We start from the raw sequence: 21,256 nt of genomic DNA, 5'->3' as shown, positions 1-21,256 counted from the left end.
CGTGGGCGAGGCCGAACAGGAGGAACAGACATGGTCAAGGCGGATACATCCGAAGCGCACGAAGGTGTCGCGGACAGCAGCACGATGAGGGAGTCAGCCGGACGGACGAACCCACTCCCGCTGGAGGGGCTCTCGGAGGAGCGCAGGGCGCTGCTCACCCTGGAGCTCGCCCGGCGGAAGGCCGCAGCGCTCAAACCGCGGCGGCTGCCGCGCGAGGGCGCCGAGCCGCGCTTCCCGCTCTCTTACGCACAGGAGCGGCTCTGGTTCCTCGCGCAGGCGGACCCGGAATCCACCGCCTATGTGATGTCCGGAGCGCTGCGCCTTCGCGGCGCACTGGACCGACGGGCCCTCAGTGGAGCCCTGGACGAGATCGTGCGCCGGCACGAGGTGCTCCGCACCACCTTCCCCGACGAGGGCGGTCGGCCCGAGCAGCGAGTCGGCCCGCCCCGGCCGGTTCCGCTCCCCGTGCTGGACGCGGAGAACGAGGACGAGATCGCCTCCGCGCTCCGGGCCGAGACCACCACGCCCTTCGACCTGACGTCCGACCTCATGGTGCGCGCTCGCCTGTTGCGTCTGTCCGACGAGCACCATGTGCTCCTGCTCGGGCTCCACCACATCGCCGCCGACGGTTGGTCGCTCGGCGTACTGCTGCATGAGCTCGGCGCGCTCTACGACGCCTTCCGGCGCGGGGCGCCCTCGCCGCTGCCGGAACTCGAGACGCAGTACGCCGACTATGCCGTCTGGCAGCGGGACTGGCTCGCCACCGGCCCGCTGGACGCCCAGCTCGACTACTGGCGGGAGCGGCTCGACGGAGCCCCCGTGCTGGAGCTGCCCGCGGACATCGCGCCCACGGCGGCGCGCACCTGGCGCGGCGCGTCGGAGCCGTTCGTCTTCCCGTCGGAGCTGTGGAAAGGGGTAGCCGCCTTCGCCGAGGAGCACAGGACGACCCCGTACATGGTCCTGGTGGCGGCGTTCGCGGTCGTGCTCGCACGGTGGAGCGGCGAGCGGGACGTCGTGATCGGTTCACCGCTGGCCGGGCGGTCCCACCCCGAACTGGAGCCGCTGGCCGGCTTCTTCGTCAACACCCTGCCGCTGCGGGTGGACGTGCCGGCCACAGCGCCGTTCGCGGCGCTGCTCGCCGAGGTCAAGCAGACCTGCACCGAGGCCTACGCCCATCAGGACGTCCCCTTCGGCAAGCTCGTCCAGGCGCTGCGGCCGGACCGCTCGCTCGGCCCGGTGCCGCTGGTGCAGGTGATGCTCGCACTGCGCGATGTGCCGGGGCAGGAGCCCGCATTGGCCGGGCTGGACGTCGAGGAGCTGGACCTGGCGACGAACCAGGACGCCAGCAAGTTCGACCTCGTCCTCGATCTGGTCCCGGAGCCCGACGGCCGGCTGCGCAGCCGGGTCGAGTTCAGCACCGACCTCTTCGAAGCGGCCACCGCGGGGAGGATCGCCGACGCGTTCGTCCGGGTGCTCGAGGCCGCGCTGGCCGACCCGGGCCAGCTCGTCGACCGGCTGCCACTGCTGTCGGCGGACGAGCGGGAACATCTCGTCGGCGAACTGTCCGGGGACGGTGACGCGAGCGCCTCCGACGCCGCCGGCCGCCTGCACTCCCTCATCGAGGAGCAGGCGAAGGCCCGGCCGGACGCACCGGCCGTCGAGTGCGGCGGCACCGTGCTCACCTACCGTGAGCTGAACGAGCGCGCCGACCGGCTCGCGCACCGGCTGCGCTCACTGGGTGCGGGACCGGAGCAACTCGTCGGTGTCTGCCTTCCCCGCTCGGCCGACATGGTGGTGGCGCTGCTCGGCATACTCAAAGCGGGCGCCGCGTACATGCCGCTCGACCCCGGGTATCCGCAGGGCCGGATCGAGCTGATGGTCCGCGACTCGGGCGTCTCGCTCGTCGTCACCGACCGCGGTGTGGCCGCCACCGGTCGGCTGAACGTGGGAGACGGGGACGGTGCCGACCTCGCCCCCACGCTCGTGCTCGTGGACGACATCGACGTCGAGCGGCCGACGGAGCCACTGCCCGAGCTGGCGCACCCGCGCACCATGGCCTACGTCATCTACACCTCGGGCTCCACCGGCCTGCCGAAGGGCTCGGCCAACGAGCACGGCGGCGTGGTGAACACGCTCAGCGGGCTGAACCGGACCCTCGGCCTCGGGCCGGCGGACCGGATGCTGGCGGTATCCAGTCTCAACTACGACATGTCCGTCTATGAGATCCTCGGCAGCCTGCTCGCGGGCGCGTGCGTGGTCGTCCCGCCCGGTGATCTCGAGGTCACCGATCCGGTACAGCTGCGCCGGCTTCTCGTCGACACCCGGGTCACCACCTGGAGTTCGGCGCCCGCACTGCTCGAACTGCTGGTCAACCACGCTCACGGCGGCCCCGGCCTCGACGGCGCCGCGCTGCGCATGGCCGTCCTCGGTGGCGACCGGGTGCCGCCGGGGCTCGCCGAGCGACTCGGCGAGCTGCTGCCGGATCTGCGGCTCTACAACCTCGCCGGCATGACCGAGGTCTCGTACTGCTCGACCTACCACCTCGTGCGGCGGCCCGAACCGATCCCCGGCAGCATCCCGTGGGGCCGCCCGCTGCCCAACCAGCGCCTGTACGTCCTCGACGCGCACGGTGAACCGGTCCCCGTCGGCGTGCGCGGTGAGCTCTTCATCGGCGGCGCGGGCGTGCGGCGTGGTTACTGGCGGCGGCCGGGCCTGTCGGCGCAGCGGTTCACGCCCGACCCGTTCGGCGGCGACCCTTCCGGGCGGCTCTACCGCACCGGCGACGCCGCGCGCTGGCGTTCCTCGGGCGAGCTGGAGTTCCTGGGCCGGCTCGACCAGCAGGTCAAGCTGCGCGGCTTGCGGATCGAGCCGGGTGAGATCGAGGCCGCGCTGACCTCCCATCAGGACGTCAAGCGCAGCATCGTCCTCTCGCGCGGCGCGGGCACCGACCAGCGCCTGGTGGCCTACCTCACCACCCAGGGCCAATTGCCGCCGAGCGTCGGTGAGCTGCGGCGGTACCTGCTCGACCGGCTGCCCGACCACATGGTGCCCTCGGCGTTCGTTCTCATGGAGGAATTCCCTCTGCAGCCGAGCGGCAAGCTCGATCGGGCCGCGCTGCCCGACCCCGCCGCGAACCGGCCCGAGCTGTCCGGTGCCTACGTCGAGCCCACCACGTCACTGGAGTGGGTGCTCGCCGGGATCTGGGCCGAGGTGCTGGAGTTGGACCGTGTGGGGGTGGCCGACGACTTCTTCGACCTCGGCGGTCACTCGTTGCTCGTGACGCAGGCGGTCTCCCGGATTCGTGACCTCTTCCGGGTGGATTTCTCGATCCGTGGCTTCCTGGCCTCGGGCACGGTGTCCGCGCTGGCCGGCCGGCTCCGCTCGGCCGCGGCCGAAGCGGGGGTGGACGCCGACCGCATGGCGGAGCTGATCCTCCAGGTGAGCGCCATGGATGCGGAGCAGGTGTCCAGGAGGCTTGCCGAATGAGCCCGTCCTACGCCGCCGTGCTCCGCTCGACGTAGACGGCGTTCGGGTCGCGGCCGTCGACGCCGGGCACCGGGCGTGCTGTGCGCGCGGTGCCCGGTGCGCGACGCTCGGGACCCGGCTGCCACCGGCGGTACGACCGTCATGCTCGTCGCGGTGCGAGGCACCGGAGGCCGGTGTCGGGGATGTGCGCCCCGGACGGCGGAGCCGGGATCCCTCACTACCTGCCGCCTGAGGCCGACGCCGGCCCTCCGGACCCCGCCCCGCGCGACACGGTCGACGCGACCGTCATCCGCCCGCCGGGGAAGGCCACCGTCGAGGCCGTGCGCTTCGCGCCGACCGCTTCAACGCCCCTCTTGCTCCGCCACCGCTGACCGACCTTCGTTCGAGGAGTTCACATGGACCCCACCTTCATCGAGACCCTCCGCCGGCGGGCCGAGACCACTCCTCATCGCCTGGCACTGGAGTTCGAGGTCTCGGAGACAGAGATCCGCGCGCTGGACTACGCCGATCTCGACCGGGGCGCCAGGGCGGTCGCCGCGCTGATCCAGAAGCGCGCCGACCGGGGCGACCGGGTCCTGCTCCTCCACCAGCCCGGCCCCGACTACGTGACGGCGTTCTTCGGCTGCCTGTACTCCGGGACGGTCGCCGTCCCGGTCTATCCGCCGCTCGGCGCGCACGGCCTCGAGCGGGTGCGGGCCATCGCCGCCGACTCCGGTGCCGTGCTGGCCCTGGTCGACACCGCCACGCTCGCCGCGATCGACGACCGCGGCAACCGGCTCGACCTGGGCTCCTCTCTGGAGTGGGCGACCACCGACGACGCGACCACGGCACCGGAGGACTGGCAGGAGCCGGAACTGTCCCCGGACGACCTGGCGTTCCTCCAGTACACATCGGGCTCCACCGGGACGCCGAAGGGCGTCATGCTCAGCCACGCCAACCTCGTGCACAACTCGGCGACGATCGGGCGGGCACTGGGCCTGGACGAGAACAGCCGCGGCGTCAGCTGGCTGCCGCCCTACCACGACATGGGACTCATCGGCGGCATCCTGCAGCCGGTGCACACGGGCTTCCCCTGCACGCTTCTCCCGCCGCTGACCTTTCTCCACCAGCCGATGCGCTGGCTGCGAGCGCTCAGCCGCACGCGGGCGACCATCACCGCCGCCCCCGACTTCGCCTACGCCGAGGTGCTGCGCCGCTCCAAGCCCGGGGAGCGCGACGAGCTCGACCTGTCGGCTCTGCGGCACGCGCTCGTCGGCGCGGAGCCGGTGCGCCGTGCCACGATGGACGCGTTCGCCGAGGCCTTCCGCACGGCGGGCTTCCGCCGCTCGGCGTTCTACCCCTGCTACGGCCTCGCCGAGACCACCCTGTTCGTCACCGGCAGGGTCGACCCGGCGGCCGAGCCCGCTGTCCTGCGCGTGCGGCGGCCCGACCTGGACGCGGGCCGGGCGGTCATGACCGCACCCGGCGAGTCCGCCGCCGAGCTGACCGCCTGCGGCTGGGCGCACCACGAGGACCTCGTGCTGATCGTCGATCCCGCCACCGGCGAGCCGCTGCCCCCGGGCGCCGTCGGCGAGGTCTGGGTCAGCGGCCCGACCGTCGCCCACGGCTACTGGAACCGGCCCGAGCAGACCGCCACCGCCTTCAAGGCCGTGGCACAGGGCCACCCGGGACGCGCCTTCCTGCGCACCGGGGACCTGGGCTTCCGACACGAAGCGGAACTGTACGTGACCGGCCGGATCAAGGACCTGATCATCGTCCGTGGCCGTAACCTCTACCCGCCGGACCTCGAGATGACGGCCGAGCGGGCCCACCCGCTCCTGAGCCCGGGCCGGAGCGCGGCGTTCGCGGTCGACGACGGGGCGTCGGAGCGGGTGGTGCTCGTGCACGAGGTGGTCCGGAAGTTCCGGGAAGAGGACGGGCCCTTCGTCATCGCGGCCGTGCGCGAGGCCGTGGCGGCCGAACACGGGCTCGCGCTCGCGGACGTCGTCCTCGTCCGGGTCGGCAAGATCCCGCGCACCAGCAGCGGCAAGGTCCGGCGCGCGGAGTGCCGCGCGCGCTGGCTCGCCGGAGCACTCGAGCCGGTGGCCAGGGCCGAGCGGGCCGACCCGGCGACGGCGATCCCGGCCGAGCTGGCCGAGCTCGTCGCGGCCGCGCTGGACACCGACCCCACCGCACTCGTCGCGGACGCACCGCTGGTCGGCCAGGGGCTCGACTCGCTGCGCGCCGTCCGGCTCAAGGCGGCGCTCTCCGACGCGCGCGGCGTGGACGTCCCGCTCACCCGGTTCCTGGACGGCCTCACACCGCTGGACCTCGCCGCCTTCCCGGCGCGCGAACCCGCGCGGCCGACCGGCGCCGCACTCCCGGGGCCGCCCGTCGTCAGCCCTGAGCAGGAGCGGATGTGGCTGCTCGACCAGATGGGCGCGGGCGATGCCTATCACGTCGCCGGCGGGCTTCATCTGCGCGGCCCGCTCGACCGGGCGCTGCTGGAGCGGTGCCTCATCGGGCTCTTCGACGAGGTCCCGCTCCTGCGCTCGGTGTTCCTGCGAGGACCGGACGACACGCTGGGCCTGTCCGTCCTGCCCACCGCCGACGTGTTCCGGCTGCCGTTCCGCGACCTGTCGGCGCCCGGCGAGAACCGCGTGGAAGAAGAGCTGCGCGCGCTGGCCGCCGAACCGTTCGATCTCGACTCCGGCCCGCTCGTACGCCTGCTCCTGCTGCGGCGCGGCCCCCGGGAATGGGTGCTCGGCGTCGCCGCGCACCACGCCGTGCTCGACGGCTGGTCGATGGGCCTGCTGCTGCGGCGGCTCGGCGACGCCTACCGCGAGGGCGGCACGGTGGAGCCCGTACCGTCGGCGATTCCGCCCCGCGCACCGTGGACCGAGGAGGCCCTCGCCTCATGGCGCGAACGGCTCGACGGGGCACAAGCGCTGGAGCTCCCCACCGATCGCCCTGTTCCCGCCGCGCCGACCTGGCACGGCGCTTCCCTGCCCGTACGGATCCCCGCGGATCTGGTCGGAAGGCTGCAGACGGTCGCCACGGACCGGGGAGCCACCCCCTTCATGGTTCTGCTGGCGGCCTTCGGCGTGCTCCTCGGCCGGTGGAGCGGCCAGGACGACCTGGTGGTCGGCACCGTGGCGGCGGGTCGGGACCAGCCCGGCACCGACACCGCCATCGGCATGCTCGCCGACACCCTGCCGCTGCGCGTACGGACCCGGTCGGCCGGCTTCGGCGCCGTCGTCGACGATGTGCGGGCCCAGTGTCTCGCGGCCTACGACCACGAGCGGCCACCGTTCGAGGAGATCGTCCGTGCGACCACCGAACGGCCCGCCGACGGTCGCGCTCCGCTGGTACGCGCTCTTCTCGCGCTCCAGAACCTTCCGACCGACCCCTGGGAGGCCAGGGACGTACGCGCCGAGCCCTTCGAACTGCCGGCACCCGGCGCACAGTTCGAACTGTCCGTGCACCTTGGTCCGCAACCCGACGGCTCGCTGACAGGCCACGCCGTCTACGCGGCCGACCTGTACGAGGAGCAGACCGTCGCCGCCCTGCTGGCCGGGCTGCCCGCCCTGCTCGACGCAGCGCTCACCGAGCCGGCCACCGCTGTCGCCGACCTGCCGACGCTGGCCCCCGCCGAGGCGGAACGCATCGCGCGAACCGTCGCGGACGGAGGCCCGGCGGCGGTCGGCGACGCGCTTGTCCACCGACTCGTCGAGCGCGTCGCACGGTCGGCCCCCGAGGCAACGGCTGTGGCATGGGACGGCGGTTCCCTCACCTATGGCGTCTTCGACGCGCGGGCCCAGGGGCTGGCGGCCCGGCTGCGCGCACTCGGCGTGACTCCGGACCAGCCAGTGGCCATATGCCTGCCGCGCTCGCCCGAGCTGGTCATCGCGGTGTACGCCGTACTCCTCGCCGGAGGCGCCTATCTGCCCCTCGACACCGCTCACCCGCCGGCCCGCCTCACGCGACAGATCGGCGACGCGCGCGCCCGGATACTCATCGGATCCGCACCAGGGCTGACCCCTCCCGAAGGCACCGTGCTGGTCGATCCCGAGGAGAGTGGCCCCGGCCCGTTCACGCACGCGGAAGTGCTGCCCGGCCACCTCGCCAACGTCCTGTTCACCTCGGGCTCGACGGGCGAGCCCAAGGCCGTGATGACGGCCCACGCCGCCCTGGCGAACCAGCTCGTGTGGTTCCAGCGCACCTACGGACTGGCAGCCGGGGAGGTGGTGCTGCTCAAGACCCCGGTGAGCTTCGACGTAGCCGGCCTGGAGCTGCTGGCGCCGCTGATAGCCGGGGCCACGGTGGTCCTCGCCCGGCCGGAAGGACACCGTGACCCCTATTACCTCGCCCAGCTGATCGCCCAGCACGCCGTCACCACCTGCCACTTCGTACCGTCGATGCTCCAGACCTTCCTGGAGGAGCCGGACGCCGCGCACGCCGCACGGACGCTGCGCCAGGTCATATGCATCGGCGAGGAGCTGCCCCCGGCGCTGGCCGAGCGCTTCGCCGAGGTGCTGCCCGGTGTGGAGCTGCACAATCTGTACGGGCCGACGGAGGCGGCGATCGACGTCACGGCCCAGCACGTCGGTTCCGCGGAGGCACGCCTGATCCGCGTCCCCATCGGCCGCGCGATCGCGGGCACCCGGCTCTACGTGCTCGACTCGTCCGGCGGGATCGCCCCGCCACTGGCCCCGGGCGAGCTCTACATCGGTGGGATCGCGCCGGCGCGCGGCTATCTCGGCCGCCCCGGCCTGACCGCCGAGCGGTTCGTGCCCGACCCCTACCACTCCGGCGCACGCCTGTACCGGACCGGTGACCGCGCGCGGATGCACCCCGACGGGACATTCGAGTACCTGGGACGGCTCGACCGTCAGCTCAAGATCCGCGGCCAGCGGGTGGAGCCCGGTGAGATCGAGGTGGTGCTGAACCGGCATCCGCTCGTGCGCGCCTCGGCCGTGGAGGCACGGCCCGACAGCTCGGGCCGGCCGCGGCTGCTGGCCTGGGTCGTGCCCGCGGGGGCGGAGTCCCCCTCCCTCGACATGCTGCGCGACCATCTCGAACAGGCGCTGCCGGCGGGCCTGGTCCCGGACGCGGTGACCGTCATGTCGGAATTCCCGGTGAGTCCGCACGGCAAGCTCGACCGCGCGGCGCTGCCGGATCCGACCCCGCGGGCGGCCGCGCCCGAGGAGACGATCTCGCCGCGCAACCCCGTGGAGCGCAAGATGGCCGGGATCTGGAGCGAGGTGCTGGGGGTACCGGAGCCGTCCGTCACCGCCGACTTCTTCGAGCTCGGTGGTCACTCGCTCATGGCCACCCGGGTCGCGATGCGTGCGCGTTACGCGTTCGGAGTCACGCTGTCCGCCGGTGAGCTGCTCAGCGGCTCACTGACCATCGAGCGGATGGCGGCCCTGGTGCAGAGCAGGCAGCTCACCGAGGCGGGCGACGGCGAGGTGGACGACGTGCTCGGGTGGCTGTCCGGGCTCTCGGACGAGGAGGTCACCGCGCTGCTCGCCAAGGAGCCGGGCGGTGAGGGCAGGCCGTGAGGGGCACGCACTACGCGGCTCCCTGAACCGCACCGCGTGACCGACGCACCGGAAAGCAGAAGCCCTGCCGGGATCCACCGGCAGGGCTTCTTCGTCACCACCCACGCTCATACTCAGCGGCACGCGGGTGCTCGTCTCGAGTGCGACGCGACACCCCCTGTGCGCGACACCCCCCGTCGGGGCGGGCGCCGCGCGTCACCGTCTCCGGTCAGGCGCTCAGATCCGCGAGGAAGGCGTCCATCAGGTCGTCCGGGGCATCCATGAACCGGTAGTGCGGTCCTTCCAGGACCCGGAAGGTGGTCTCGCCGCAGTCCGCCCAGGAGTCCATCAGCCGGTGGTCGACCTCCACGTCCTGGTCCCATCCCAGTGCGGTGATCGGGCAGGGCAGGCGGACGGGTGCGTCCGGGTGGTAGCGCTTGTTGGTCTCCACATCCGCCCGCAGCACCTCCAGACTCAGATCGACCAGGTCAGGACGCGGTTTGCCGCCCAGCTGCACGATCAGTGTGTGGACCTCGTCGGCCAGTTCGGCGTCGGACATCTCCAGGAAACGGCCGTGCGGACCACGGTGCGGAGCGACCTGCGAGGAGACGAACAGCCGGTCCGGGGTGGGGTACCCGCGCTCCGACAGTCGGACCGCGGTCTCGTAGCCGGGCAGCGCGGAGCCGCAGTGGCCGAAGAGCCCGAACGGGCGGTCCAGGTACGGGTGCAGCACCTCGACGAGATCATCGGCCAGGGCCTCGTACGTCTTGTACGGCTCCTCGCGGAAGCGGTTCTCCCGGCCGGGGAGCTGGACCGGGACGATCTCCATGTCACCCAGGAACCGCGGCCACTTGCGGTACATGCTCGCCCCGCACCCGGAGTAGGGCAGGCAGAAAAGGCGCGAGGCGCTTTCCGGTGACGGCTCGCGCAGGAACCACTTCGAGGCGCTCACTTGACCAGCTCCGAGCGCGTACGGGCCGCTCCCGCGCGGACCTTCGCGACCAGCGGCATGTGTTTGATGCCGGCGACGAAGTTGGAGTGCAGGTGCTCCACCTCGCCCGCGAGCTCGAAGTCGTCGAAGCTCTCGAAGAGCTCGGTGAACAGGATCTTCATGCTCATCCGGGCCACGGTATGGCCTACGCAGTAGTGCGGACCGCTGCCGAAGGCCAAGTGACGGTTGGGCTTCCGACGGATGTCGAAGGTGAAGGGGTTCTCGAAGACCTCCTCGTCACGGTTGGCCGAGCCCAACCAGACCACGACGGCATCGCCCGCCCGGATCTTCTTGCCGCGCAGCTCGATGTCCTGCAGGGCATAACGCATGAAGTGGTTGGTCGGCGAGGCCCAGCGCAGCGCCTCGTCCACCCCGGTGTTCAGCAACTTGGGGTCCGTGCGCCATTCGTGCAGCACCGAGGTGCCGGCGATCTCGGCCATCGCACCGGTCGGGACGAACGGAGTGGTGACGTTGGCGCCGAGGATCAGGCTGTAGCAGTTCGAGAGGACCGCACCGGTCTCCAGGCTCCGGCCGTCGATCTCCATGCCCAGCAGCAAGCTGATGAGGTCGTCGCCCAGGTTGTTGCGCCGCTCCCGCAGAATGTCGTGGAAGTAGGCGAACAGCTCCCGGTGGGCCGACTGGAGCGTCTCTTCGGCACCGTTGGGGCCCGCGAACTCGGGGTCGTCCGGGGCGACCGACATCGTCGTCAGCTGGGTCAGCCGGGTCCAGTCCTCACGTGGCAGGCCCATCATGGTGCCGGCGGTGGCCATCGGCAGCGTCATCATCGCCTCGGCGAAATCGAACCGCTCCCCGCTCAGGGCGGGCTCCAGGAGCCGGTGGACCTCGTTGGTGACCGCGTCCCGGTACTTCTCCACCTGCTTGTTCGTCAGGGCTCGCTGCATGGGGACCCGCATCCGGGTGTGCCGGGGCGGGTCGGTGGCGGCCATCTGCCGACCGCGCGCCGGGTCGTCCTTGCCCAGCAGGAAGAGCATGGTGCCGCGCTGGGAGGTGAACAGCGTGTGGTCGCGCAATACGAGGTCGGCATCGTCGAACTTGGTCACCGACCAGAACCCCAGCGTGTCGTCGACCTGCTGCCAGCGCACGGGGTCGCGCCGGCGCATGGCGGTCCAGACGGAGTGCGGGTCGCCCTGCCCGTACAGGACGGAGTCGGTCAGATCGACGGAATCGAGGTCGATCTGCTCCGGGTCCACTGGCTGGCTGAGCTTCATTTCGGATGGTCTCCCTGTCTCAACGGCAATTCAGGCGGTCGTCTGGCTGTCGAGCTCTGCGGCCAGCTCGGCGACGGTGGGACGCAGGTAGAGCGTGCGTGCGGACAGCTCCACGTCGAAGCGGTCCTGGAGGCGCCCCAGCAGGTCGGCCGCGATGAGCGAGTGGCCGCCCAGTTCGAAGAAGTCGTCGTCCATGCCCACCGGTTCGACGCCCAGCAGGTCGGCCCACTCCTCGGTCACGGCACTCTCCGTGGCCGTACGCGGGGCCACGTACTCGGTGACGAGCGTCCGGGCGGCCCGGCGGGCGGTGGGCAGGGCGGCCCGGTCCACCTTGCCGTTGCGGTTCAAAGGCAGCTCGGGCAGCGTGAGGATCGCCCACGGGACCATGTAGCCGGGCAGCTCGCCGCGCAGCCACTCCCGCAGCCGCTGTCCCAGCGCCGGGCTGTCGTCCTCGGGCCGCTCGGCGGTGATGTAGGCGAGCAGCCGCTTGCCGACGGCGCCGTCGCTCTGGGCCACGACGACGGACTGGCGCACGTCCTCGTGCCGGTCGAGCACGGCCTCGATCTCGCCCGGCTCCACGCGGTAGCCCTGCACCTTGATCTGCCGGTCGGCCCGGCCCAGGAACTCCAGAGTGCCGTCGGGCCCGCGGGACACGAGGTCACCGGTGCGGTACAGGCGCGCACCGGGGTCGGGTGCGAACGGGTCGGGCACGAAGCGCTCCGCGGTGGCGGCCGGCCGGCCCGCGTACCCATGGGCCAGCCCCTCGCCACCCGCGTACAGCTCGCCGGGCACCCCGACCGGCACCGGCCGCAGCTCCGGGTCCAGCACCAGGGCCCGGGTGCCGCTGATGGGCCGCCCCAGCGGGACGGAGTTCCCGGCCGGGGGCTCGGCGGAGGTCCAGCAGGTGGTGAAGGTGGTGTTCTCCGTGGGCCCGTAGCCGTTGGTGAACACCAGCCCCGGGTGCGCGGTCAGCAGACGCCTCACGTGCGTCGCGGAGAGCACATCGCCGCCGGCCACCACATGCCGCAGACCCGCGAACGCGTCCAGGTGCTGGTTGACCATTTGGTGGAAGAGACCCGCGGTCATCCAGGCGACGGTCACCTTCTCGTCCACGAGTGTGGCGGCGAGCCGCTCGGTGGAGAGCGGACCCGGCGGGTGGACGACCAGGCGCCCCCCGTTGACCAGCGGCGCCCACAGCTCGAGGGTCGAGGCGTCGAAGGCCACCGGAGCGAGCTGGAGGAAGACGTCGCGCGGGCCGAACTCGGCCCAGTCGGGCTCGACGACAAGCCGGGAGACGGCGGCGTGCGGAACGCGGACGCCCTTGGGGGCCCCGGTCGATCCGGAGGTGAAGCTGACGTACGCCACCGCGGTGGGCGCCACCTCGACGCCGATCGTCGCCACCGGGTCCTCCTGCGCTGCCGCGGCCGCGGTCAGCGGCAGCACGGTGATGCCCGCCGGCACCGAGGCGGCGTACTTGTCCTGTGCCAGCACTTGGCCGGCACCGGCGTCGGCCAGCAGTTGGCGCAGCCGCTGGGCCGGGAGGTCCGGCTCGAACGCGGCGTAGGCGGCCCCGCACTTGAGGATGGCCAGCAGCGCGACGACGAGTTCGGGCGACCGCTCGGCGAGGACGCCGACGACCCGGTCGGGACCCGCGCCCTCCTTTCGCAGGCGTAGGGCGAGCCGGTCGGCGCGCGAGGTGAGCCCGCGATAGGTCAGCTCCGCTCCGGCGCAGCTGACGGCGACCGCTTCCGGAGTACGTTCCGCCTGCTCCTGGATCATCACGTGCAGCGGCCGGGCGGGCACCGGAGCGCGGCCCGTACCGGCCTGGGCGACCGCCAGGGCCAGGTCGTCGGCGGTGACCAGCGGAAGAACCGACAGCGGCACGCCGGCGTCGGCGGACGCGGCCCGGTGCGCGGTGTGCAGCAGCCCGGTGAACCGCTCGGCGTCCTCCTCGGTGTACCGCCCGAGGCCGGCGGTCGCCCGCCACCGGGCGGGACCCGCCTCGACGGTCAGCGCGGGAGCCGTCCCCTCGGGCTCGGTGTCCCATACGAACCGGACATCGGCCACCGCCGACGGGTCCGCCTCCGCATCGTCCTCGTCCAGCGCCGCCAGGGCCGCGACCGCCTCGGCGGTCAGAGCGGCCGGCGTCGGGTCCTGGGACAGGTCGAACGACAGCACGCCTTCGGTGTCGGCGTCCTGGTAGGCGACGCGTACGGTCTCCTGAAGCGTGCACCGGTGCAGCACCGCGACCACACAGGCCACGGCGGCCGCGGGCTCCTGGGCGAACGCTTCGCCCAGCGGGCCACTCGCCCCGCGCTCCTGCGATTCGGTCATTGATGTCACGAGTTCTCCTTGGAGGGGGCGGACGCGGCCGGGGCCGCGCCACGGCGACGGCGCAGAGCGGACCGGTCGGCGCGCTGAATGGGGGCCACGGCCTCGCTGGGCTTGGCCAGTTGCTCGTCCACGTACGCGGCGACGGCCGCGATGGTCGGCGACTCGAAGAGCAGGCCGAGCGGTACGTCGACCTTGTACTCCTGGCGCACGGTGTCCATGACCTCGGAGCCGAGCAGCGAGTGCCCGCCGAGTGCGAAGAAGTCGTCGTGGACGCCGACCCGGTCCACACCGAGGGCCGCCGACCAGATGACAGTGAGCTGGCTCTCGGTCTCGGTGGCCGGCTCCCGGTGCGCCTCGGCCGCGGCGGCCGCGAGGTCGGGGCCCGGGAGGGCCGCGGGGTCGGCGACGCCCGAGCGGCCGGTGGGGAAGCCGGGGACCACCATGAGGTGCTCGGGTACCGCGTGGGCGGGCAGCCGCTGCAGCAGGTGCTGGCGCATCCTGGTCACCGCGGCGCGTTCTCGGGTGAGAGTCAGCGGGTCATTGTGCAAAGCGCCGTGCGGGGCCGTCGCGGTGCCACCCGCCACGGGGCTGCCGAAACCCTCCGGCAGGAGGTCGGCGGTGCTCGCCTGCCCGGTGCCGGTGGCCTGCGCGCGGGTGAGCAGCACATCGACGGTGCCGTCGGCCGCGTTGGCGGCGCACTGCACCAGGGCGGTGTAGCCGGCCTTCTCGGCCAGTGCCGCGAACAGGTGAGGATCCACCGGCCCGCCGGGCTCCGCGCGGCGCGGCGTGAGCGCCGCCGCGGTCTCGGAGACGGTGGTGGTGCGTCCCGCCATCAGGTCCGAGCAGGCGCGCAGCCGCGTGTGAACACGGCTGTCCGGCACGGCGGCGAGCCGCATCCGCCGGGGGGCCCGCTCGCGCAGGAGCTCGCTCACGCCGTCAGTGGTCAGACCCTCCGTCCGCCAGTCGAGGGTGAGGTCCGCGATGCCGGGGCGCGCCGGCTCGCCGGCCCGCAGTACCACGTCGTAGCGGTACGCCCCCAGTTCGTTGCGGTGGCGTCCGAGCCTGGGGAGCAGATACACCTCACCGATGCCGGGCAGCCGCTCGGCCAGTTCCGTGAAGTACCGGGGCTCCAGCGCCAGTTCCTCTTCCTGGCCGACTCGGGCGGCCACCGCCCGGCTCAGCCGACCGGCGGGATCCGTGGCCTGGAGGAGGTCCAGCTGTCCGGGCAGATGCAGGGCGCCCAGCAGCGGGAGGCTGCGTACGGAGCCGAGGTAGATGTGGCCGCCGGGGCGCAGCATCCGCAAGGCTCCGTCCAGGACCCGCTCCAGATACCGCGCGTTGGGGAAGTACTGGATCACCGAGTTGAGCACGACGGTGTCGAAGCCGCCCTCGGCCAGTCCGTCGTAGTCGTCGGCGGCCCGCTCCAGGAGCTCGACGTCGTCGACCTTGCTCGCCAGCCAGTCGCGATGGTCGCGGATGTGGCGCAGCGCGTGGGCCGAGAGGTCCGTACCCGTGTACGAGGCACAGCGTGGCGCCAGCCGGAACAGCAGTCCACCGGTCTTGCAGCCGATCTCGAGAACGTGGGCCGGCTCGAGCGCGAGGACCTGCCGGAAGGTGGTGTCCGCCCATTCGCGCATTTCGGCGGCGGTGAGGTACTCGCCGGTCTGCGGGCTGTTCCAGCCGCCCGCGTTGAGCGTCGGATCGTCCTCGGCGGCGCGCGTGGAGTAGATCTCCGCGAACCTCGCGCGGTCCGTGGTGCCGCTGTCGGGGTCGCCTTCCGGGCCCAGGGACACATGGGCGATCAGGCTGGGGTCCCCGTCGCCCGGGCGTGCGCCGAGCATGGCCCGCTCGATACCGGACACGCCGTGCAGCGCCGCCTCGACCTCGCTCGGCTCGACGCGGTGGGTCCGTACGCGGATGTCCTCGCCGAGCGGGTCCAGGGTGCCGTCGGGAAGGCGGCGGACGCGCTGGTGGGTGCGCAGCAGGCGGGCGGCGTCTTCGCGCAGCGGGTCGTCGGCCAGCAGCGAGCGGTTCTCGTGCGGCCTGCCGAGGTACCCCTCGGGCAAGGGGACGTCCCCGAGCCAGAGTTCGCCCGGCACGCCGATCGGTACCGGCTGGCCCGCCTCGTCCAGGATGCGCAGCGTGGCGCCGGGCTCGGGCGGGCCGGCCGCCGAGGTGAGGGCCTCGGAGCGGCACTCGGTACCGACCGGCTGGGCGATGATGTCCAGCGCCGCGTGGGCGGGGCCGTACTGGAGGTGGACACGGCAACCGGGGGCGGCCTCGCGCAACCGGGCGGTGAGGGCGGGCCAAGGACGCTCGCCGTGCAGGACGACCTGGCGCACGGTGGCGGGAACCTCGTCGGCGTCGAGCAGCGCCGCGAGTTCCGAGGGGGTGCACCGCAGGACGGTGACCGCTTCGAAGGACAGGGTCCCGGCCGGCGCGGCGGGTTCGTCACCGTCGGCGATCGCCACGCGCGCTCCGGCCGCCGGGGCCCACAGGAACTCCCATGGCGAGAGGTCGAACCCGGCCCCGGTGGACAGCACGGTGTGCTCTCCGCCGTCCGCACCCGCCGCGTCCAGATAGGTGGCGGCGGCCCAGCGGAGCCGGTGGGCGACGCCGGCATGGGTGTTGACCAGGCCGCGCGGGGTGGCGTCCGGCGTGTGGAGGTAGTTGACGAAGGCGCCCTGCTCCGGTGTCGGGGCGGCTGCCGGGCCGTCGGCGGGCCACCGCGCCAGATCCCCCGTGACATCGACCGGGCTGACCATGAAGTCCAGCCCGTCCGGCACCTCGCTGTCGAGAAGGACCAGTCCGGCGGAGCAGTCCAGCAGGACTTCGTTGATGTCGGCGATCGGATAGCGGGGGTTGAGGGGCACGGCCAGGCCGCCGGCCTTGAGCACGGCGAGCAGTGAGACGACCAGGTGGGCCGAGGGCGGCATACAGACCGCGACGGGCTGGCCCGGGGTCACGCCCAGGTCCCTCAGCCACCAGGAGAGCCGATTGGCGCGTTCGTCCAGTTCTCGGAAGGTCAGACCGCCGTTCCGGTGGCGGACAGCGGGCGCGGCCGGGCGCAGCCGGGCCTGTTCTTCGATGAGCGCCGGAACCGTGACGGGGGGATCCGTCCGCGCCGGGCACACGGCGCTGTCGTCCCTCAACAGTGCCAGCTCGCGTTCACCGAGCACCGGCAGGCCGGTGACGGGCGCGTCCGGCTCCCGGCCCGCCCCGTCGAGGACCGTGCGCAGGGAGTCCAGCATGCGTAGCACGATGTCTTCGGTGAAGACGTCGGTGGAGAAGTACACGGTGCCGCTGATGCCGCCGTCACTGTCGGGCGAGAGGTCCACCTCGAGGTCGAAGCGCGCGGTATTGGTGCTCAACGGTTCGACCGAGAACGTGAGGTCGGGCAGCTCGATGGTCGACCGCGGCTCATTGTGGAAGCCGAGCTGATGGCGGACGATGGGGACCCTGGCGAGCGTGTCACGCTCGGGGACGACGACCTCGACGATCCGCTCGAAGGGTACGTCCTGGTGGTCGTAGGCGCCCAGGCACACGTCCCGGGCCTGCCGGACCAGGTCGCGGTAGGTCGGTGCCCCGGAGGTGTCCATGCGCATGGCCAGCTCGTTGACGAAGCAGCCCACGAGGTGTTCCAGCTCGGCGTGCCTGCGCCCGGCCACGGCACAGCCGATGACGATGTCGTCCTGGCCGCTCCAGCGCGAGAGCACCACCGACTGGGCCGCGATCAGCGCCATGTACGGAGTGGCGCGCTCGGCCTCGGCCAGGTCGGTGATCCGGCGGACGATCTCCGGGGCGATCCGGTACTGGAGCGTGCCGCCCTTCCAGGACAGTTCGGCCGGCCGGGGCAGGCCGGTGGCGATGTCCACGAGGCGGGTCTCGGCGAGTCGCCCGCGCCAGTAGTCGAGCTGGCGCCGCACTGCCGGCTCGTCCATCCGGTCACGCTGCCAGGCGGCGAAGTCGCCGTACTGGAGCGGGAGTTCGGGAAGCTGCGGGGCGACACCGCGCAGATGTGCGCTGTACCGCTCCCCCAGCTCGCCGATCAGGACGTTGAGCGACCAGCCGTCGGTGGCGATGTGGTGCTGGCAGATCAGCAGCAGGTGCTCATCCGGGGCCAGCCGCAGCAGGACCGGCCGCAGCATCAGGTCGCGTTCGAGGTCGAAGGGCCGGTCGGTCTCGGCCTGACAGCGACGCCGCGCCTCCGACTCCCGTGCTTCGGCGGGCAGGTCCGTCAGGTCGACCAGGGGGAACTCGATGCCGGCGAAGGGGCGGACGGTCTGTACGGGCACGCCGTCGACCTGCCCGTAGGTGGTGCGCAGCACCTCGTGCCGGTCGACGATCTCACCGAGACAGCGGTGCAGCAGATCCACGTCGAGCCGGCCGCGCAGCCGGGCGGCTCCCGAGACGTTGTAGAGGGTCGCCTCGGGCTGCAGCTGGTCGAAGAACCAGATGCGCTGCTGGGCGGGGGACAGCGGCATGGCATCGCGGTCGCCGCCGTACGGGGTGATGCGGCTGTTCGCGGCAGCCGGGGCCTGGAGGTCCACCAGACGATTGAGCAGTTCCCTCTGTTCGGCTGTCAGCGTTGCCGGTCGCATGGGCGCCTCACTGTTCGGTGACGGGACGGTGGAGATGGCTGGTTCGATGGCCGTGACGGCCTTGGGCGCGCTCGCGGGAGGGGACGTGCCCGCGTTCCTCACAGCGGTCGTGCGCGGTACTCGGGGCGGTGACCCAGCGCGGGAGTCGCGACGGCACCGAGGGTGGCGGCCACATCGGCGCGCAGCCGAGCCAGCACCTCGGTCACCTTGTCCTGGATGAAGAAGTGCCCGGAGGCGAAGGTGTGGGTGGCGAAATCGCCGTTGCTCTCCGCGCGCCAGCGCGCGGCCCGGTCGGGGTGTACGCCCGGGTCCGAGGCCCCCAGGTAGACCCGCACCGGGCAGCCCAGCGGCCTGTCCTCGGCGGGCGGCCGGGTCGCCAGGACCGTCAGGTCCGCGCGCAGTGCGGGGAGCAGCATCCGCATGTAGTCGTCATCGGCGAGCAGTTCGGGCGGGGTGCCGCCCATGTCCCGCAGGAAGTCGAGGATCCCCTCCTCGGTGAGCCACCGGGCGTAGTCCTTGCGGGGGGCCGGACGCGGAGCCTCACAGGCCGCGGCGATCAGGAGGTCCGGGGTGAAGTCCCGCTCGCGGCGGAGGGTGCGGCACAGCTCGGCACCGACCGTGGCCCCCATGCTGTGACCGAAGACGACCAGCGGCCGGTCGGCCAGCGCGGCCACCTCCTCGCTCAGCGGCCGCAGGATCTCCTCCATCGAGTGCACCGCGGGCTCACCCATACGGCTCCCCCGGCCGGGCAGTTCCACGGCGACCACCCCGATGTCGGCCGGCAACAGCCGGGACCAGCGCCGGAACGTGTGGGCCGCGGTGCCGGCGCCCGGGAGGCAGAGCACCCGCAGTGCGACGTGCTCACTGTGCGACCAGTCACGCAGCCATGTCATCGGAGTCCCCTTCACATCACAGCGGGTCCGGTCGTGCCGGCTACCGGATTCCAGCTTCGCGACAGCGGCCGGGAGTTGCATTCAGGGGAGTTCCTGACAGGTGGTCGTGGGCCGGTGGCGCACCCGTCCTCAGCACACCGTCACCGTGCGGGACGCGGGCAGTGCGTCGACCGCCAGGGCGGCGACGAAGCCCTGCGGCGCTGCGAGGTCCCGTACGGACCAGCGGCCGCCCAGTCCGGGGACCGACGCCGCGGTCCAGCCGTCGGGCCGTGCCTCACCCAGGCGCGGCGGGTCCACCATTCCGGTACCGGCCGCCTTGCCCACCGCTTCGAGGCGGGTCCAGATCCGGGTGCCGTCCTGGTCGGACAGCCCGCGCCCGGCGTCGGGGCCGGGGTCGGACAGCACGGTGGCCCATCGGATCCCGGCGCGGACGCGTTCCACATCGATGCCCACCGACAGCGGCGCCCTTGCCACGGCCACCATGGCGATGTGTTCGCTGTGGCTCAAGTTGACGTCGAACTCGGCCCGGCCCGCTCCGGCACTCCATACCGGCTTGCCGTGCGGCGACGGCCCGCAGCGCGGACAGTGCCGCTCGGCCCGCAGCGCGGCCGGTTCCCGCCCCGTACAGCCGGCGAGGATGTGCCGCAGCGCGCAGTGCGCGGCCCGGCGGCGCCGCCGGTCGGCCGCGTGCTGCAGCCGGGCGGTGCGCTGCCGCTCCCGCGCGTCCAGGCAGTCGCCGCCGTCCGGCAGCACCAGCTCGTCGAGGTCCAGGCACCACACGTGGACGGTGTCGGCGGGCAGGTCCCGGGGGCCGGACACCTCACCGTCGGCCGGGCAGTGGAAGGCGACGAGGTCCGGGGTCCGCCGCGGGGCGTCGGCGTGCGGATCGGTCCCGCTCCCCGCCACGGGGGGAATCCGGCTCATGACCACCCCTGTCGTCGGAGGGCGCTGCGAAGTCACACCCTGAGTTCTTGGAAGAGACTGGCAATCCCGCGGGCTCCACTGACAGTCGGGAACACTCCTGACATCCGGGCGGCCGACGAACCGACCGGTCATCGGTACGTTCTGGGTCGCTGACACGATCCTTCGCCCCGCCGAGGAGCCTCCTTGACCGCGATATCCACCTTCTCCATCGCCGGCGCCTTCAACGGGCCCCCCACCAGCGCCAACGGCGGCTACGCGTGCGGCAGGCTGGCCGAGCTGGCCACGGCCGGAGGCCGGCTGGCCGCCCCCGTCGCCGTGTCCCTGCACCTTCCGGTCCCCCTGGACACCCCGCTCACCTACCGGCCGGCCGGGAAACGCGGGCACGCCTGGCACGGTGAGGACGTGGTCGCCTCGGTCACGGCGGGCAGCGGGCCCCCTCCTGTACTGGAGCCGGTCTCGGCAGCGGAGGCGAAAGCGGCGCAGGACTCCTTCACCGGCGTCGGACACCCCTTCCCCACGTGCTTCGTCTGCGGCCCGGAGCGGGCCGAGGGCGGTCTGGCCCTGCGGCCGGGTGCGGTCGAGGGCAAGCCGGACACGGTCGCCTGCCTGTGGACTCCCGATCCCGGGCTCGCCGATGACCAGGGCGTGGTACTCCCCGAGATCGTATGGAGCGCCCTGGACTGCCCCGGCGGCTGGACGACCGATCCGGTTCGGCGTCCCCGGCTGCTGGGCCGGATGTCCGCCCACATCGCCGAACTTCCGTCGGCAGGCCGGGAGTACGTGCTGGTCGGCAGGCTGGAGCACACGGAGGAGCGCACGACCACCAATCTCACCGCGCTCTACGACGTGGCCGACGGCAGGCTGCTCGCCCACGCCTCGGCGCTGTGGATCGCCATCGACGCGAGCGTCTGACGAGGACCGCGGAAACGCCGGGGGTCTGTCTCCCGCCCTGCCGGGGCGGGAGACAGACCCCCGGCGATCGGTCAGCGGGCGCCGGCCGGGCGCATGTCCGTCCATATGGCATCGATGTGGGCCAGGCAGTCCTCCTTGGAACCGCTGAAGCCCTCCCCGCGCCAGCCGGCCGGGATCTCGCGCCCCGCCCGCCAGATCGAGTACTGCTCCTCGGTGTTGACGACGACGTGGTACTCCCGCGTCACTGCCATGACGAACCTCCCGATCGGTGCGCCTTCGAAAGGCGCCGGTGTATGCGCGGACATGCTGCCGCGGTGTGCCGACCGCCGCCCCGACGCCGGCCGCCGGAGCGGCAGCGGCACGT

General features: G+C 72.7%; 10 protein-coding genes. 3 read left to right on the top strand and 7 right to left on the bottom strand.

All coding sequences use genetic code 11. From position 1 onward, the window contains the following. Positions 1 to 84 precede the first annotated feature (84 nt). Both ACZ303_RS19400 and ACZ303_RS19395 read left to right on the top strand, forming a co-directional pair. Complete coding sequence (locus ACZ303_RS19400) at positions 85 to 3,486, top strand: non-ribosomal peptide synthetase (RefSeq protein ID WP_467340475.1); 3,402 nt, start codon at positions 85 to 87, stop codon at positions 3,484 to 3,486. A 395-nt stretch (positions 3,487 to 3,881) separates the two neighbouring features. Further along, a complete protein-coding gene (locus ACZ303_RS19395) occupies positions 3,882 to 9,029 on the top strand; it encodes an amino acid adenylation domain-containing protein (protein ID WP_467340473.1) in 5,148 nt (1,715 codons plus the stop codon). A 208-nt stretch (positions 9,030 to 9,237) separates the two neighbouring features. On the opposite strand, the gene ACZ303_RS19390 is transcribed toward ACZ303_RS19395, so the two are convergent. From ACZ303_RS19390 to ACZ303_RS19365, 6 genes are all read right to left on the bottom strand, one after another. Continuing rightward, positions 9,238 to 9,960 (bottom strand): thioesterase II family protein, encoded by a 723-nt coding sequence (locus ACZ303_RS19390; RefSeq protein WP_467340471.1) that lies wholly within the window; start codon positions 9,958 to 9,960, stop codon positions 9,238 to 9,240. Further along, entirely contained in the window at positions 9,957 to 11,228 is a 1,272-nt protein-coding gene (locus ACZ303_RS19385) for a cytochrome P450 (protein WP_467340469.1), read from the bottom strand. Before ACZ303_RS19385 ends, ACZ303_RS19390 begins: the two co-directional genes overlap by 4 nt. A 30-nt stretch (positions 11,229 to 11,258) precedes the next feature. Then, positions 11,259 to 13,562 carry an amino acid adenylation domain-containing protein gene (locus tag ACZ303_RS19380; protein WP_467340467.1) on the bottom strand — a complete coding sequence of 768 codons (2,304 nt, stop codon included), beginning with the start codon at positions 13,560 to 13,562 and terminating at the stop codon, positions 11,259 to 11,261. 5 nt (positions 13,563 to 13,567) lie between these two features. Beyond that, entirely contained in the window at positions 13,568 to 18,163 is a 4,596-nt protein-coding gene (locus ACZ303_RS19375; protein WP_467340465.1) for a non-ribosomal peptide synthetase, read from the bottom strand. 98 nt (positions 18,164 to 18,261) lie between these two features. Continuing rightward, a complete protein-coding gene (locus ACZ303_RS19370; protein ID WP_467340463.1) occupies positions 18,262 to 19,056 on the bottom strand; it encodes a thioesterase II family protein in 795 nt (264 codons plus the stop codon). Positions 19,057 to 19,185: 129 nt separating this feature from the next. Then, positions 19,186 to 19,980 (bottom strand): 4'-phosphopantetheinyl transferase family protein, encoded by a 795-nt coding sequence (locus tag ACZ303_RS19365; RefSeq protein ID WP_467340461.1) that lies wholly within the window; start codon positions 19,978 to 19,980, stop codon positions 19,186 to 19,188. A 183-nt stretch (positions 19,981 to 20,163) separates the two neighbouring features. On the opposite strand from ACZ303_RS19365, the gene ACZ303_RS19360 reads away from it, so the two are divergent. Then, entirely contained in the window at positions 20,164 to 20,892 is a 729-nt protein-coding gene (locus tag ACZ303_RS19360) for a hypothetical protein (RefSeq protein WP_467340459.1), read from the top strand. A 71-nt stretch (positions 20,893 to 20,963) separates the two neighbouring features. Here the strand turns inward: ACZ303_RS19360 and ACZ303_RS19355 are convergent, their stop codons facing one another. After that, positions 20,964 to 21,143 (bottom strand): MbtH family protein, encoded by a 180-nt coding sequence (locus tag ACZ303_RS19355; RefSeq protein WP_467340456.1) that lies wholly within the window; start codon positions 21,141 to 21,143, stop codon positions 20,964 to 20,966. Between the last annotated feature and the right edge of the window lie 113 nt (positions 21,144 to 21,256).

It is taken from the genome of Streptomyces sp. NPDC023527, assembly GCF_055560115.1.
The sequence above is the reverse complement of the archived record's forward strand: the minus strand, read 5'-3'. Positions and strand labels throughout refer to the sequence as shown.

Coding starts and splice junctions, on each gene's coding strand:
- ACZ303_RS19400 (WP_467340475.1), top strand. CDS start 85: ATGAGGGAGTCAGCCGGACGGACGAACCCACTCCCGCTGGAGGGGCTC.
- ACZ303_RS19395 (WP_467340473.1), top strand. CDS start 3,882: ATGGACCCCACCTTCATCGAGACCCTCCGCCGGCGGGCCGAGACCACT.
- ACZ303_RS19385 (WP_467340469.1), bottom strand. CDS start 11,228: ATGAAGCTCAGCCAGCCAGTGGACCCGGAGCAGATCGACCTCGATTCC.
- ACZ303_RS19380 (WP_467340467.1), bottom strand. CDS start 13,562: ATGACCGAATCGCAGGAGCGCGGGGCGAGTGGCCCGCTGGGCGAAGCG.
- ACZ303_RS19375 (WP_467340465.1), bottom strand. CDS start 18,163: ATGCGACCGGCAACGCTGACAGCCGAACAGAGGGAACTGCTCAATCGT.
- ACZ303_RS19370 (WP_467340463.1), bottom strand. CDS start 19,056: ATGACATGGCTGCGTGACTGGTCGCACAGTGAGCACGTCGCACTGCGG.
- ACZ303_RS19365 (WP_467340461.1), bottom strand. CDS start 19,980: ATGAGCCGGATTCCCCCCGTGGCGGGGAGCGGGACCGATCCGCACGCC.
- ACZ303_RS19355 (WP_467340456.1), bottom strand. CDS start 21,143: ATGGCAGTGACGCGGGAGTACCACGTCGTCGTCAACACCGAGGAGCAG.